Origin of the sequence: Nocardioides insulae DSM 17944 (assembly GCF_000422825.1) — a bacterium.
GTDB lineage: Bacteria > Actinomycetota > Actinomycetes > Propionibacteriales > Nocardioidaceae > Nocardioides > Nocardioides insulae.
On the sequence record NZ_AUGU01000014.1, the window covers coordinates 214,610 to 228,820 of the forward strand.

A 14,211-nucleotide genomic window follows, 5' to 3' on the forward strand; every position below is an offset into this window, starting at 1 on the left:
ACGGGTCAGCCGATCGAGGGGCGTCGCTTCGCCGTACCGGTCCGCTGCTCGATGACCCGGCTCCAGCGGAGCAGGTCGACGTCGCGGTAGTGGTCGGCGGCGACCTGGACGCCGACCGGCAGTCCGGCGGGGGTGAACCCCGCGGGCAGCGACAACGCCGGGACGCCGGCCGCCGAGAGCACACATGCCGAGCGCATCCAGTCCAGGTAGGTCTCCGAGGGCACCCCGGCGACCTCCTGCGGATAGCGCTGGGACGCCTCGAAGGGCAGCACCTGGGCGGTGGGGGAGAGGAACAGGTCGTAGCGGCCGTAGAAGTCGGCCACCGCCGCGTCCAACCGGGTGCGGGCGGCGGTCACCTCGATCAGGTCCTCCGCGGAGTAGGACCAGCCGAGTTCGACGTTCCAGATCACCTCCGGCTTGACCAGTTCACGGTGGTCGCGGACGAATCCGCCGAGGAGGGTGGCGAAGTCGGTGGCGCGGGTGGCCTGGAAGACGCGGTCGGCCTCGCTCAGGTCGGGCGCGGCCTCGTCGACCACGGCGCCCGCCTCCTCCAGGACGCCGAGCAGCCCGGTGAGGGTCTCGAGCACCTCCGGCTCGACCGGTACGCCGATGCCGAAGTCGGGACTCCACCCGATCCGCACCCCGCGCAGATCGCCGACCGGCTCGTCGGCGAAGCCGGCGAAGTCTGCGCCGGTCACCGGTGCGGAGGGCACCACCCGCGGGTCCGGCCCGGCCACGGCGGCGAGGAAGAACGCGATGTCGTCCACGTCGCGGGCCATCGGGCCGGTGCGGCCCAGCCAGGAACGATTGTTGGCGGCGGTGGGCATCGGGAGTACGCCGTAGGAGGGTCGCATCCCCACGACGTTGCAGAAGGACGCCGGGATCCGCAGGGACCCGCCCATGTCGGACCCCTCGCCGAGCGGTTGGATGCCGGCGGCGATCGCGGCCGCCAGTCCTCCGGACGAACCGCCCGCACTGAGGTCGGGGGCGTAGGGGTTGGTGGTCGTGCCGAACACCTCGTTGAAGGTGTGCGACCCGGCACCGAACTCCGGCACGTTGTTCTTGCCGGTGGCGATCACGCCGGCGCGGCGGAGTCGGTCGATCACCAGGTCGTCGGTGTCCGGCACGTGCTCGGCGAAGATCGGTGATCCGTTCGTCGAACGGATACCGGCCACCAGGTGGGTGTCCTTGTGGGTCATCGGCAGACCGTGCAGCGCCGGCAGGTCGGCACCGGAGGCGGCGAGCTCATCCGCGGCGCTCGCGGCGGCGACGGCCTGCTCCGCGGCGAGGGTGACCACGGCGTTGATGGTCGGGTTCACCTCGGCGATGCGCTCGAGGTGGGCGTCGAGTGCCTCGCGGGCCGAGACCTCGCGTCGCCGTAGCGCTCCGACCAGTTCGCGGGCCGAGAGGGCCAGGATGTCGCTCATGGCTCGAGCATCGGGTGCCCATCGCCCCCGCGCCAGTGAGGAGAGCCGGATTGCGTGATTCGCAGGATCTTGCCGGATCCGTGGCCGTTTCCTTCGTTGCCGGCCGTCCATATGGCGCGGAGCGCATGGTGGATCTCACTCATCCTCGGACCCGACCGGGTCGACCGATCCGGCTACGCCGGTCCGCCGCCACCCGACGGCCGGTGCGCCGGGTCGGCGCGCCCCGCACACCGGCCGGTCAGAGGGGGACGTCGCCGGTGAAGACCACGTCGAGGGCCAGTTCGGCGGCGCCGGTGGCGGCGGCCTCGAGGCCGAGGCCGGAGAGCCGCAGTTCGGGACGGCGTAGGGCAGGGGTCGGAAGCGCCGCGTCCAGGGCCGCCCGTGCCGGTTGGAGGACCTGCTCGCCCAACGGCGCGAAGTAGCCGCCGAGTACGACGACCTCCGGGTTGACGAGTTGGGCGAGGGTGGCCAGGCCCCGACCCAGATCGCGTCCCAGACGGTCCAGGCCGTGGGCGACCGCCGGTTCCCCGGCACGCTCGACCACCATCCGGGCCGACTCCATCGGCGTGGCGAGTTCGCCGAGGCCCACGCGGGAGAGCATCGCGTGCAGCCCGATGGCGGTCTCCCAGCAGCCCGACCGGCCACAGCCGCACCGGTCCGCGGGGTCGCCGAGCGGCAGATGGCCCACCTCGCCGGCGAACCCGTCGACGCCACGCAGCAGCCGCCCGTCCACGACGAACCCGGCCCCGATCCCCACCGTGCCGGTCAGGTAGACCGCCTGATCCACCCCGACCGCGACGCCCCGCCGGCTCTCCGCGTACGCCGCGGCGTTGGCGTCGTTGCCGACGGTGACCGCGCACGGCTCGTGGAGCACGTCGCCGATCCTGGCGCGCACCCGATCGGCGAGCTCCGGGCCGGCCAGTCGCAGGTTCGGCGTCCAGGCGATGGTCGCGTCGTCGCCTCGCACCAGGCCGGGGACCGCGACCCGGGCCCCCAGCAGCCGTCCCTCGACCGCTCCGGCCACCTCGCCGGCCAGGTCGAGCAGGGCTTCGACCCTGCCGCTCGCCCCCGAGGGGATCGGCCGATGTTCGTGGCGGCGTACCGTGCCGGCGAGATCGAGCAGGACCGCCGAGACGTAGTCGACGTTGAGCTCCAGGCCGAGGGCGAGCAGTCGCTCGCCGCTCATCGAGACCGGCCGACTCGGCCGACCGCGCCCCTCCGAGACCACCGTGCCCTCGCTGACCGCACCCGACCCGGCCAGCGATGAGACGATCACTCCGACGGTGGTCTTGGCCAGGCCGGTACGACGGGCCAGCTCGCTGCGGCTCGCCGGACCGTCGCGGCGCAGTGAACGCAGCACCAGCGCGGTGTTGAGCCGGCGCAGCTGCTCGGTGCCGCTGACCGTCACTCCCTGCTCCTTCCCGGCCCGCTGCTGTTGCGCCTCACGCCCGCTGCGGCCCGCCGGCCGGGCATCCGGGTCGCGCAGATGTCCAAGGTCGACATCGAGCGGCTGCGCGGACCCGACCGCCCTGGCGCCGAATCGGCGGGGTGGTCAGCGGACGCCGTACAGGTGCTCGAGGGCCAGCTGATCGAGGTGCTCGAAGGCGGCGCCCCGAGCGGCGAGCAGATCGGGGTCGGGCAGTTCCCAGTCGAGCAGCTGCTGCCAGCCCTCGCCCGCACCGAGGGTGGGGACGGCGAGTTCGGGCACGCGGGCGGCGGTGATCGCCTGCTGGACCGCGGGGTCGGCCCGGAAGGCACGCACCTTCTCGCGCAGGATCAGGTAGTTGTCCATGCACGCCTTCGCCGAGACCCAGACCCCGTCGTCGTCCTCGGTGCGGGCGGGCTTGTAGTCGAAGTGGACCGGCCCGTCGTACCCGCCGGAGAGCAGCGCGTCGACCACCCAGAACGCGCCGCGCACGTTGCCGGCGCCGAAGCGGAGGTCCTGGTCGTACTTGGGCCCGCTCTGCCCGTTGAGGTCGATGTGGAAGAGCTTGCCGTGCCACAGCGCCTGCGCGTAGCCGGCCGCGGCGTTCATGCCGGCCATCTCCTCATGCCCGATCTCCGGGTTGACCCCGACCAGCTCCGGGCGTTCGAGCGAGTCGATGAAGGCGAGCGCGTGCCCGATCGTGGGGAGCAGGATGTCGCCGCGCGGTTCGTTGGGCTTCGGCTCGACGGCGAACCTGAGGTCGTAGCCCTGGTCCACGACGTACTGGCCGAGCAGGTCGAAGGCCTCCTTGTAGCGGTCCAACGCGGTGGCGACGTCCTTGGCTGCCTGGTACTCGGCGCCCTCGCGGCCGCCCCAGCACACGTAGACCTTGGCGCCGACCTCGGCGGCGAGGTCGATGTTGCGCATCACCTTGCGCAGGGCGAAGCGGCGCACGTCGCGCTCGTTGGAGGTGAACCCGCCGTCCTTGAAGACCGGGTGGGTGAACAGGTTGGTGGTGGCAGTGGTGACGACCAGTCCGGTGTCGGCCAGGCCCTTCTTGAACCGCTCGATGATCCGGGCCCGGGTGGGCTCGTCGCTGCCGAAGGGGATCACGTCGTCGTCGTGGAAGTTGACGCCGTAGGCCCCGAGCGAGGCCAGCCGCTCCAGCGCGTACAGCGTGTCCATCGGTGGCCGGGTGGCCTCCCCGAACGGGTCGCGAGCCTGCCAGCCGACGGTCCACAGACCGAAGGAGAACTTGTCCTCGGGGGTGGGGGCGGGGATGTGGATGGTCATGGGATGCCTCTCTCGGAGTGGTCAGTGCCAGGTCTCGGTGCGGTCGCGGAGCGCGGCGTACGCCTCGCGGACATGGGTGTGTGACGGGCCCTCGGGGGTGAGCTCTGTCGCGGCGGTGAGCGGCCAGTCCGGCAGGGTGCCGGTCAAGGACCAGGCCGCCTGCCGGGCGGCGCCGAGGGCGACGTACTCACCCTCGGGCGGCAGCAGTACGGGCCGGCCCAGGATCTGCGGCGCGAGGGCGCGTACGGCGGGCGAGCGGGTCGCGCCGCCGACCATGAGCACCCGGCCCGGTGTCTCACCGGTGAGCGTGGTGACGTGGTCGGCCGCGTCGGCGAGGGAACACAGCAGCGCCTCGAAGGCGGCGCGGGCCAGGTCGGCCCGGGTGGTGCGGTCGGTCAGGCCGCTCCAGACCCCGGTCGCATCCGGCCGGTTGGGGGTGCGTTCGCCGGCGTAGTAGGGGAGCAGGGTCAGCCCGTTCGCACCCGGCGGGGCGGTCAGGGCGAGCGTCGCCAGCTCGTCCAGCGTCAAGCCCAGCAGGGTGGCCTGGAGGGTGAGGATGCGGGCCGCGTTCATGGTGGTGACCATCGGGAGGAAACCGTCGCGCGCGTCGGCGAAGCCCGTCACCGTGCCGGTGCCGTCGGCGATCGGGGTCGTGCTCACCGTCGAGGCGACTCCGCTGGTGCCCAGCGAGAGCAGTACGTCGCCCGGCGCGAGGTCCAGCGCCAGGGCAGCGGCCATGTTGTCGCCGGTGCCCGCCCCCAGCGGCTGACCACCCGGCGCGTACGCCGCCACCTCGCCGCTGCGCACCAGCCGCGGGAGCGTCGCCTCGTGGCCCAGCGCGGCGGCCAGCAGGTCGGGCCGCCAGTCGCCGGTGCGGGTGCTGAAGTAGCCGGTGCCGGACGCGTCGCCACGGTCGGTGAACGCCTCGGCGCCGGGGGCGGCCGCGTGTCGCGAGACGTAGTCGTGGGGGAGCAGCACGCTGCGCACTGCGGCCGCCCGCTCCGGCTCGTGGTCGCGCAGCCAGCGCAGCTTGGCGGCGGTGAAGGAGGCGACCAGGACACTGCCGACCGCTTCGGCGCAGGCCGTGGGGCCGCCGTACTCCTCGATCAGGGTGCGCGCCTCGGGGGCCGAGCGGGTGTCGTTCCACAACAGCGCGTCGCGCACCGGGGCGCCGTCCTCTCCGAGGGCGACCATGCCGTGCTGCTGGCCGCCGACCGCGATCGCCGCAGCTCGCTCGATCAGACCGGCCGTGGCCTCGTCGTACGCCGCGGTCCAGGCGCGCGGGTCGACCTCGGTGCCCTCGGGGTGGGCCACCTGGCGGGCCTCGACCAGGTGTCCGTCGTCCGCGTCGACCAGCAGGACCTTGGTGGACTGGGTGGAGGAGTCGACTCCCATGACGTAGGTCACACCGAGTATTAAGTGCGAGTCGCGCACAAAAGTCAACCGGCCCGGGTCGCCACGTTGGCCGCGGGTGCCTCCGACGATCGAACGTGTGCGCGCCGGGCGCCGGTGATGAGTTCTCCGGCCCATCTCGGTCACACCGTCGAGGAGACCGAGGAGAGGAAGGATGATCAATGAACACGCAGACCTGGCTGGAGGAACTGGACGTGAGCGGATCGGACGGGGTCGAGGAGGATGAGTTCTCCGAGTCGGCCGAGCGGCACCGACGAGAGTTGCATGTGCACTGCTACCGGATGCTCGGGTCGTTCCAGGACGCCGAGGACGCTGTGCAGGAGACCTTCCTGCGCGCCTGGCGGGGCAGGGAGACCTTCGAGGGGCGCTCGACCTTCCGGGCCTGGCTGTACCGCATCGCCACCAACACCTGTCTCGACCAGATCTCCGGGCGGCGCCGGCAGCCCGCGACCGGGGGCGAGGTGCAGTGGCTCCAGCCCTACCCGGACCGGCTTCTCGACGAACTGTCCGCGGACGACGCGGACGAGCCGGAGGCGGTGGCGCTCGCGCGCGAGACGATCGAACTGGCCTACCTGGTCGCAGTCCAACACCTGGCCCCCCGCCCACGGGCCGTCCTGCTCCTGCGGGACGTGCTCGGCTGGCCGGCCAAGGAGGTGGCCGAGGTCCTCGGGGACACGACCAACTCGGTGAACAGCGCCCTCCAGCGCGCTCGCGCCGGCATGCGCGAGCACCTCCCCGCCGAACGGCAGGACTGGACCGGCGACGCGGGGGACGAACAGACACGTGACCTGGTGGCGCGGTACGCCGACGCCGTCGTGGCCACCGACGTCGACGGGGTGGTCGCCATGCTGCGCGACGACGTCCGCTGCTCGATGCCGCCCACGCCGGGCCTGTTCGTCGGCCGTGACGCGGTCGTGGCGAACTGGGTCTCCGACGGCTTCGAGGGCCTCGAGCGGATGGCCGGCGTACCCACCTGCGTGAACCGGCAGCCCGCCGTCGCCTTCTACCAGTGGCGCGAGGACGCGGGCGCCTACCTGCCGCTCACCATCGATGTCCTGCGCATCACCGGTGGCGCGATCACCGAGGTGCTCACCTTCCACGCCGACCAGTTCCCGCGGCTCGGACTGCCCGCGCGGCTGCCGGCGTAGCGCCGAAGGTGCCTCCCGAGCGTGCTCGACGGCCTTGCCGGACATCGCCCGAAAAGTGCCCCGGGTAGGAGTCGAACCTACGACCTTTCGCTTAGGAGGCGGCTGCTCTATCCACTGAGCTACCGGGGCTCGGCGCCCATCTTGTCACCCGAGTCCCGATCGCCGCGGATCGCCCCGTCCTTCGGAGCTCGTCTCCGGGTACGAAGGACTGCGCTGCCCGAGAGATCGGAGATGGGGCGGTGTGTCTCACACGTGAGATGATTTGGGCCGGTGAATGATACCCGAGACACTTGGGTGTCGACCGTAGGCTTCCCGGTGCCCTGGCCCCTGCCCTCCCGAGGACGTGATCCATGACAGACCCACAGCACCCCGGTGCGGGGTCCGATGGCGCGTCCACATCGGGGGAGAGCGAGTCGCCCTCCGCCCCGGGAAGAACTGTACGCCGTGCCGAGAGCCGGGTGAAAGGCGGTAAGCGCCGGGCGCCCACCCGCACCCGCCGCACTGTCGCGACCGTCGTGATCTCGACCCTGGTGGCCGTCGCGATGGTCTCCGGCCTCTCGATGGCCTACTTCTACCGCCACCTCACCGGCAACCTCACCGTCCTGGAGGGTGGCGCCGCGCTCGGCGACCGGGTCGAGAAGTTCGACACCGGAGGCCCCAAGGAACCGCTCAACATCCTGGTGATGGGCTCGGACAGTCGCGACGGCGAGGGCAACGACATCGATGGTCTCACCGGCGGCGGCGAGCGTTCCGACACCACGATCCTGGTGCACCTCTCCGCGGACCGGGAGCACGCCTACGGCATCAGCATCCCGCGCGACTCGATGGTCGACCGGCCCGAGTGCCTCGACGACAACGGCGACCAGCTCAGCCCCGAGGCCGACAACCAGATGTGGAACGCAGCCTTCGCCCTCGGCGGCCCGGCCTGCACCATCCGCCAGGTGGAGGCGACCACCGGCGTCTCGGTCGACCACTTCGTGGTGGTCGACTTCAACGGCTTCAAGGGCATGGTCGACGCCCTCGGCGGCGTCGAGGTGTGCATCCCCGAGACCTGGGACGATCCCGCCCACGACATCTACCTCGAGGAGGGCACCCGCAAGATCTCCGGCAAGGAGGCGCTGAACTACGTGCGGGTGCGCTATGGCATCGGCGACGGCACCGACCTCGGCCGACTCAAGCGGCAGCAGGCCTTCGTGGGCTCGATGGCCCACCAGGTGCTCTCCTCCGACACCCTCGCCAACCCGGTGAAGGTCACCCGCTTCCTGAGCGCGGTCACCGACTCGCTCGCCGTCGACGAGGGCATCAGCAACGTCACTCGGATGGGCAAGCTCGCCTACGAGTTCCGCAACATCGGGCTGGACCGGATCAAGTTCCTCACCGTGCCGTGGATGTGGGACCCCGAAGACCCCAACCGCGTCATCTGGGCACCCGAGGCGAAGCGGGTCTGGCAGAAGATCAAGCGCGACCAACCGCTGCCGGCGCGGCTCACCGGCGACGCGATCTCGGTCAACACCCTGCCCGGCACCGAGGAGGCCAAGCCCGCCACCGACGGCGCCTCGCCCAAGGGCGGTGGCGATGAGGACTCCTCGGAGTCGACCGAGCCCTCCGATGAGTCCGCGGAGACCGAGTCCGGAGACGGCAACGGGTCGGCGGAGGAGAAGGCGACTCCGGAGGGTACGTCTTCCGACGGCCCCTCCGAGGAGGAGATCGCCGAACTCGAAAGCGCGGGGCTGTGCGTGTGACCGCCGCCGCCGACGACGCTCGCCGGCCGGCGCAGCCGGACCGTGAGTCGGACCGTGAGCCGGATTGGCGGCGCCGGCGGAGGCTGGCCGGCATCTTCGGGGACACCCTTCCGGAGAGCACCTCGGACGATCTCGCCGAGCGCGATGGCGCCGGCGGTGAGCGGTCTAAGGACGACTGGCTCCGCGCCCAGGTGCCGCCGCACCACGGCGGGTGACCCTGCGCCGGGTCCCGTGCGTGTCCCGGTCGTTCTGACCCGGCCGTTTCTGACCCGAGTGATCTGACTCGATGGTCGGACCCCGTGGTCGGACCCCGTGGTCCGACTCGACCGGCGTGGGGCGGGATCCGACCCGGCCCGACGCTGAACCGCACCGGCGCGGCGTTGGCCCGGCCGTGTCTGCGGCTCGGGCGAGTCCCGGGCGGCCCTCGGCGCCCACGTCGGGGCGCGCGGGGTGGGCGGCCTGATGGGGTCGGAATCAGTCGTCGGCGCAGGGACGTGCGGGCGGGCAGCCTGGTGGGTTCGAATCACCCCGTGGGTGTTGCGAGCACGACGTTGCTGCCGGCCAGCAGCATCAGTCTTCGACGCCGGTACGCGCGACCAGCGAATCGCGGATCTCGCGGAGCAGTTCGATCTCCTCGGGGGTGCCGGGCTCCGGGGACGGGAAGAACTTCTCCTTGGCGCGGGTATAGGGCATCACGATGAAGAAGTAGACGACCGTGGCCAGGATGAGGAACGAGATCAGGGCGGTCAGGAATGCTCCGACGTGCACGCCACCGGGCGCCCAGTTGGAGAAGTCGGGAGTGCCGCCGGCCTTGCCGATGAGGTCCATGATCACGGTGGTGAAGGCCGTGACCACGGTGGCGAATGCGGTGCCGATGATGAAGCCGACGGCCAGCGAGACCAGGTCGCCTTGAAGGATGAACTTCTTGAACCCGCCCATGGTGTCTTCTCTCCTGTGCTCTCGTGTGTGCTCTGTGTCGATCGTGCTCTGGCGATGAGGTCCTCGGGAGCTCCCTGACCGGTCCACGACGCTAGTGCGTGAAGGCGACGCTCAGGAAGAGCCGGGCGGAAGCTCCGGCCACCGTCGGCACCTCCTCGGTGGGGATCCCGATGATCACGAGACGACCGGTCGTGCCTTCCATGACGGAGTCGGCGGACTCCTCGACCGGAGGCACCGCCAGGACCAGGGCGTCGGGCGCGACCACGCGAGTGCGGCCGGAGGTGGGGTCGGTGGCGAGCAGATCGATCCGCTGGCCGGCCTCGACCAGGCCGGCCGCGCCAGGGTCGGTGATCCGCACCGGGAGCGCGCTCAGGCCATCGGGTCGGCCGGTGAGGAAGGAACCGCCGACCAGTCGCCGGTCGGTGATCGCTTCACCGCGTCGGACCGGCGCGGCGAGGGTCTGACCGACCAGGTCGCCGGCCGGGGCGGTGCCGTCGGGCACGAGGTCGGGGGCGGCGGCAACGGTGGTCAGGTCGGCGGCCAGCAAGGTGGCTCCGGCGGGGAGGTCGCGGGCGGCGACGGTGAGTGGGGCGGTCGCCGGGGCGGGCGGGGCGACGGACTGGAGGCCGGCGGCCACCGCCACCACGGCGAAGAGGGCGGCCAGCAGCCGTCGCCGGATCAGCAGCTGGCGGCCGATCCGGCGACCGAGTCGCCGCAGCGCGGTGGAGGAGGTGTGGAGAGCGGTCACGTCCTCAAGCTAGGACGGCGCGCGGCCCCGCTACGGCGTCCTGCACAGGGCACCGCGGCGGACGCCCTGTCCACAACCAGGAGGATGCGAACCGGCCCGACTCCGGCCGGCACGGACCGGCCGCGGGGGACCGGTCCCGGCGATCGGCCGTGAGGAGGCCGCTCGTGAACTCGGGCGCTGCTCGAGTGTGAGTGGGCAGCCTCAGTCGGCGCTGGCCGCGGCCGCCTTGGTGGTGGCAGAGGCGCCGGAGGAGGACGAGCCGGAGGATGAGTCGGAGGTCGACGTGCCCGCGTTCGACGAGCCCGACTCGCTCGACGACGAGCCCCCCGCGGAGGCCCCGGCCTTGGCGGAGCTGCGGTTGTCGGTGGCATAGAAGCCCGAGCCCTTGAAGACGACTCCGACGGCGTTGTAGACCTTGCGCAGCTTGCCCTCGCAGGCGGGGCAGACGGTGAGCGCGTCGTCGGAGAAGCTCTGGAACTGCTCGAAGGCGTGGCCGCACTCGGTGCAGGCGTACTGATAGGTGGGCACGGTACTCCTCGGGAAGGGCGTGGTGAGAGCCGCAGGTCGTACCTCTGATTTAGCACTCGATGCGGACGACTGCCAATTCTACGTCAAGGCAGAATGTCCGCACCATGTCACGCGCTCCCACGAGGTCCTCGGCCGCGCCGGCCCGCTACCGGCCCACCGGCGAGCCGCGCCATGGCGGGTTCCGCACCTGGCCGCGGCCGCTGCGCTGGAGCGCCTACGTCGCCGTCGTGCTTATGCTGGGCCTCGTGGCCGGGCTGTTCACCGTTTCCTGGCTGTACCAGCGTCCGCTGCCGCAGACCAGCGGCGAGGCCACGTTGCCCGGACTGGACGCCGAGGTGACGGTGATCCGCGACGCGAACGGGATCCCCCAGATCTACGCCGACACCACGGCAGACCTGATGCGGGCCCAGGGGTACGTCGCCGCCCAGGACCGGTTCTTCGAGATGGACGTCCGGCGGCACGCCACGGCCGGCCGGCTCGCCGAGCTGTTCGGGGAGGATGCCCTGCCCAGCGACATGATGGTGCGCACGATGGACGGGCGCGGCGTCGCCGAGGAGGAACTGGCGCTGATCAGCCCTGACACACGGGAGGCGCTGGAGGCCTACGCCGAGGGCGTCAACGCCTACCTCGGGCAACACGACCCGGGCGAGATCGCGGTGCAGTACACCCTGCTCGGTCTCACCGGGGTGGACGGGGCGCCCGAGGAGTGGACCCCGGTCGACTCGCTCGCCTGGCTCAAGGCGATGGCGTGGGACCTGCGCGGCAACATGGACGACGAGATCCAGCGGGTGCTCACCGAATCGGCCGTGGGGCCGCGCCGGGCGGCCGACCTGTGGCCGGCGTACCCCTACGACGAGCACCAGCCGATCGTCTCGCAGGGAGCGGTCGTGGACGGGGTCTTCGAGCAGGACGCCACCCGGGGCGGCACCCGCAACCCCGCCCGGGCGGCGCCGTCCGAGCAGGTGGTGCAGAGCCTGCGCCGGGTGCAGGCCTCGCTGGATGCCATGCCCGCCTGGCTGGGGCGTGGTGACGGCCTCGGGTCGAACTCGTGGGTGGTCTCGGGGGAGCACACCAGCACCGGTGCGCCGCTGCTCGCCAACGATCCGCACCTCGGGACCAGCCTGCCGGGCGTGTGGCTGCAGGTGGGCCTGCACTGCCGGGTGGTGAGCGAGGACTGTCCCCTGGATGTCGCCGGATTCAGCTTCTCCGGCGTGCCCGGGGTGATGGTGGGGCACAACGCCGACATCGCATGGGGGTTCACCAACCTGGACCCCGACGTCACCGACCTGTACCTCGAGCAGATCCGGGGTGACCGGTGGCGGCACGGCGGGCGGTGGCGTCCGCTGCAGATCCGGTCGGAGCGGATTGAGGTGCACGACGCCCCCGACGTCACCATCACGGTGCGAAGGACCGGGCACGGACCGGTGCTCTCCGACGTCGACCCGCAGCTGGGCGAGGTGGGGGACCAGGAGGGCGGGTACGCCGTGAGCCTTGCCTGGACCGCGCTCGAACCCTCGCCCACCGCGGACGCCATCCTCGCGATGAACACCGCCACGGACTGGGACTCCTTCCGGGCCGCGGCCGCGGACTTCGCCGCCCCCGCGCAGAACCTCGTCTACGCCGACCGGGAGGGACACATCGGCTACCAGGCACCAGGCGCCCTACCGGTGCGCAAGTCGGGCAACGACGGTACCCGTCCGTCCGAGGGATGGCTGCCGGAGAACGACTGGCTGAGCGAACCCGTGCCCTTCGACGGACTGCCGAACGTGCTCGACCCCGAGGAGGGGTTCGTGGTGACCGCCAACCAGGCGGTGATCGACCCGGACCGCTACCCCTACCACCTCACCGACGACTGGGACCGCGGCTACCGCTCCCAGCGGATCCGGGACGAGCTGTCCGCGATGCTCGCCGAGGGACCGGTCTCCATCGACGACATGAGCGGTCTGCAACTCGACGATCGGGCCCCGATCGCCGACCACCTGGTGCCGCTCCTGCTCGACGTACCGCTACCCGACGGCTACTGGTCCGACGGACAGGACGTGCTCGCCGACTGGGACGAACAGATGGGGGCCGACAGTGCGGGGGCGGCGTACTACAACTCGGTCTGGCGCCATCTGCTCAGACTCGCCTTCCACGACGAACTGCCCGTGGGGCTGTGGCCCGACGGGGAGGACCGCTGGATCGCCGTGGTCGAACGGCTGCTGGACCGACCGGCGGACCTGTGGTGGGACGACCTCACCACCGACGGCGTGATCGAGGACCGCGACGAGATCCTCGCCGAGGCGATGCGGGCCGCCCGCGACGAGATGACCCGCCTGACCGGCCGCGATCCCGAGGACTGGGAGTGGGGTCGCCTGCACCGCATGGACCTGACCGAGCAGACCCTCGGAACCTCCGGGATCACTGCCGTCGAACGACTGCTCAACCGCGGCGGCTGGCAGGTCGCCGGCGGCACCTCCGCCGTCGACGCCACCGGATGGCTGGCCAGTGCCGGCTACGACGTCATCACCGCCCCCTCGATGCGGATGGTCGTCTCGCTCGACGACCTGGACGACTCGCGCTGGATCAATCTCACCGGTGTCTCCGGCCACCCCGCCTCCGAGCACTACACCGACCAGACCGAACTGTGGGCGCGCGGCGACACCCTGCCCTGGGCCTTCACCCCGGACGCCGTCGATCGCGCCGGCCGGGACACGCTCACGCTCACGCCCGGCGGGTGAGCCGGGCCGCACGTTTCCCCGGTGCACCGGGGAAAGTTACGCTCCGGGCCGGGGACACGCCGAGGAAGTGGCACGCATTGCCTGGGTGGTGTGACCGATGGTGCGGAAGGGGCGGGTACGGCGGGACGCAGACGGGCCCGGGCCGGCCATACCCGACCGGTGACCGGCGTCAGAAGCGGAGGACGCCTGAGGGGGAGACGGCGCCGGTGACCGGCCGGTCGTGGGGCTCGGTGGGTACCTCGACCCCGACCTCGTCGTCGAAGAGCAGGATCCACACCGGCGTACCCACCGGCACCCGGGCGAGCGCCCGGTCGTAGCAGCCGGCGCCGCGCCCCAGTCGCTCACCGGTGCGGGAGACGGCCAGCCCGGGCACGAGTACGACGTCGGCGGTGGCGACCGCCTCGGGGTCCAGTTGCGGACCGTCCGGCTCGAGCAGGCCGTGCCGGGCCGAGTGCAGCCCGCCGGTGTATGCCGCCCACGCGAGGTCGCGGTCGGGGAGAACGACGGGGAGGATCACCCGCTTGCCGGCCTCCCGGAGGGCCTCGATCAGGTCGCTGGTGCCGGGCTCGGTGCCGATCGACGCGTACGCGGCGACACTCGCCGCGCGGCGTACCTCCGGGGTGGCCAGCAGCTGGGCGGCGATGGCCCGTGCGTCCTCGCCCAGTTCGGTGAGGGGACGGCGGCGCCGGGCCGCGAGGAGCTGGTCGCGGGCTGCGGTCTTGGCGGGGTTCACAGAGGGCACTCTCGCAGGGTGGCCGGCGCAGGCGTGAGCAGGAGGGGTGGGACGGTTTGCCGGTCGAGCACCTGACCAGCCTACGATCGTAGGT

12 protein-coding genes and 1 tRNA gene are annotated in these 14,211 nt (G+C 71.9%); 4 read left to right on the top strand and 9 right to left on the bottom strand.

Annotation, left to right across the window (positions count from 1 at the left end; genetic code table 11):
- Positions 1 to 5 precede the first annotated feature (5 nt).
- The 4 genes from G515_RS0105305 to G515_RS0105320 all read right to left on the bottom strand — a co-directional run bounded on the left by G515_RS0105305 (position 6) and on the right by G515_RS0105320 (position 5,580).
- Entirely contained in the window at positions 6 to 1,427 is a 1,422-nt protein-coding gene (locus tag G515_RS0105305) for an amidase (protein WP_028659316.1), read from the bottom strand.
- Between the two features lie 238 nt (positions 1,428 to 1,665).
- Complete coding sequence (locus tag G515_RS19655) at positions 1,666 to 2,835, bottom strand: ROK family transcriptional regulator (protein WP_036554349.1); 1,170 nt, start codon at positions 2,833 to 2,835, stop codon at positions 1,666 to 1,668.
- Positions 2,836 to 2,979: 144 nt separating this feature from the next.
- Positions 2,980 to 4,146: a xylose isomerase gene (gene xylA, locus G515_RS0105315; protein ID WP_028659317.1), complete on the bottom strand. Its 1,167-nt coding sequence runs from the start codon at positions 4,144 to 4,146 to the stop codon at positions 2,980 to 2,982.
- Positions 4,147 to 4,167: 21 nt separating this feature from the next.
- Positions 4,168 to 5,580 (bottom strand): FGGY family carbohydrate kinase, encoded by a 1,413-nt coding sequence (locus tag G515_RS0105320; protein ID WP_245565219.1) that lies wholly within the window; start codon positions 5,578 to 5,580, stop codon positions 4,168 to 4,170.
- A gap of 140 nt (positions 5,581 to 5,720) precedes the next feature.
- Between G515_RS0105320 and G515_RS0105325 the strand changes: the two genes are divergently transcribed.
- Positions 5,721 to 6,707 carry an RNA polymerase subunit sigma-70 gene (locus tag G515_RS0105325; protein ID WP_028659319.1) on the top strand — a complete coding sequence of 329 codons (987 nt, stop codon included), beginning with the start codon at positions 5,721 to 5,723 and terminating at the stop codon, positions 6,705 to 6,707.
- A 56-nt stretch (positions 6,708 to 6,763) separates the two neighbouring features.
- Here the strand turns inward: G515_RS0105325 and G515_RS0105330 are convergent.
- Positions 6,764 to 6,836, bottom strand: a tRNA-Arg gene (locus tag G515_RS0105330).
- A gap of 329 nt (positions 6,837 to 7,165) precedes the next feature.
- On the opposite strand from G515_RS0105330, the gene G515_RS19660 reads away from it, so the two are divergent.
- Both G515_RS19660 and G515_RS0105340 read left to right on the top strand, forming a co-directional pair.
- Positions 7,166 to 8,449 (top strand): LCP family protein, encoded by a 1,284-nt coding sequence (locus tag G515_RS19660; RefSeq protein ID WP_245565220.1) that lies wholly within the window; start codon positions 7,166 to 7,168, stop codon positions 8,447 to 8,449.
- Positions 8,446 to 8,664, top strand: coding sequence for a hypothetical protein (locus G515_RS0105340; RefSeq protein WP_036554353.1), 219 nt, complete (start codon positions 8,446 to 8,448; stop codon positions 8,662 to 8,664). The genes G515_RS19660 and G515_RS0105340 overlap by 4 nt, the downstream gene beginning before the upstream one ends.
- Before the next feature lie 355 nt (positions 8,665 to 9,019).
- Here G515_RS0105340 and G515_RS0105345 read toward each other — a convergent pair whose 3' ends face one another.
- From G515_RS0105345 to G515_RS0105355, 3 genes are all read right to left on the bottom strand, one after another.
- Complete coding sequence (locus G515_RS0105345; RefSeq protein ID WP_028659321.1) at positions 9,020 to 9,388, bottom strand: MscL family protein; 369 nt, start codon at positions 9,386 to 9,388, stop codon at positions 9,020 to 9,022.
- Positions 9,389 to 9,479: 91 nt separating this feature from the next.
- Complete coding sequence (locus G515_RS0105350) at positions 9,480 to 10,136, bottom strand: SAF domain-containing protein (protein WP_051217905.1); 657 nt, start codon at positions 10,134 to 10,136, stop codon at positions 9,480 to 9,482.
- A gap of 201 nt (positions 10,137 to 10,337) precedes the next feature.
- Positions 10,338 to 10,664 carry an FmdB family zinc ribbon protein gene (locus tag G515_RS0105355; protein WP_028659323.1) on the bottom strand — a complete coding sequence of 109 codons (327 nt, stop codon included), beginning with the start codon at positions 10,662 to 10,664 and terminating at the stop codon, positions 10,338 to 10,340.
- A gap of 104 nt (positions 10,665 to 10,768) precedes the next feature.
- Here G515_RS0105355 and G515_RS0105360 point away from each other — a divergent pair, with 104 nt between their 5' ends.
- Complete coding sequence (locus tag G515_RS0105360; RefSeq protein ID WP_157571011.1) at positions 10,769 to 13,384, top strand: penicillin acylase family protein; 2,616 nt, start codon at positions 10,769 to 10,771, stop codon at positions 13,382 to 13,384.
- Positions 13,385 to 13,553: 169 nt separating this feature from the next.
- Here G515_RS0105360 and G515_RS0105365 read toward each other — a convergent pair whose 3' ends face one another.
- Positions 13,554 to 14,126 (bottom strand): 5-formyltetrahydrofolate cyclo-ligase, encoded by a 573-nt coding sequence (locus tag G515_RS0105365; RefSeq protein WP_084653127.1) that lies wholly within the window; start codon positions 14,124 to 14,126, stop codon positions 13,554 to 13,556.
- Positions 14,127 to 14,211: the final 85 nt, after the last annotated feature.

Coding starts and splice junctions, on each gene's coding strand:
- G515_RS0105305 (WP_028659316.1), bottom strand. CDS start 1,427: ATGAGCGACATCCTGGCCCTCTCGGCCCGCGAACTGGTCGGAGCGCTA.
- xylA (WP_028659317.1), bottom strand. CDS start 4,146: ATGACCATCCACATCCCCGCCCCCACCCCCGAGGACAAGTTCTCCTTC.
- G515_RS0105325 (WP_028659319.1), top strand. CDS start 5,721: ATGAACACGCAGACCTGGCTGGAGGAACTGGACGTGAGCGGATCGGAC.
- G515_RS0105345 (WP_028659321.1), bottom strand. CDS start 9,388: ATGGGCGGGTTCAAGAAGTTCATCCTTCAAGGCGACCTGGTCTCGCTG.
- G515_RS0105360 (WP_157571011.1), top strand. CDS start 10,769: ATGTCACGCGCTCCCACGAGGTCCTCGGCCGCGCCGGCCCGCTACCGG.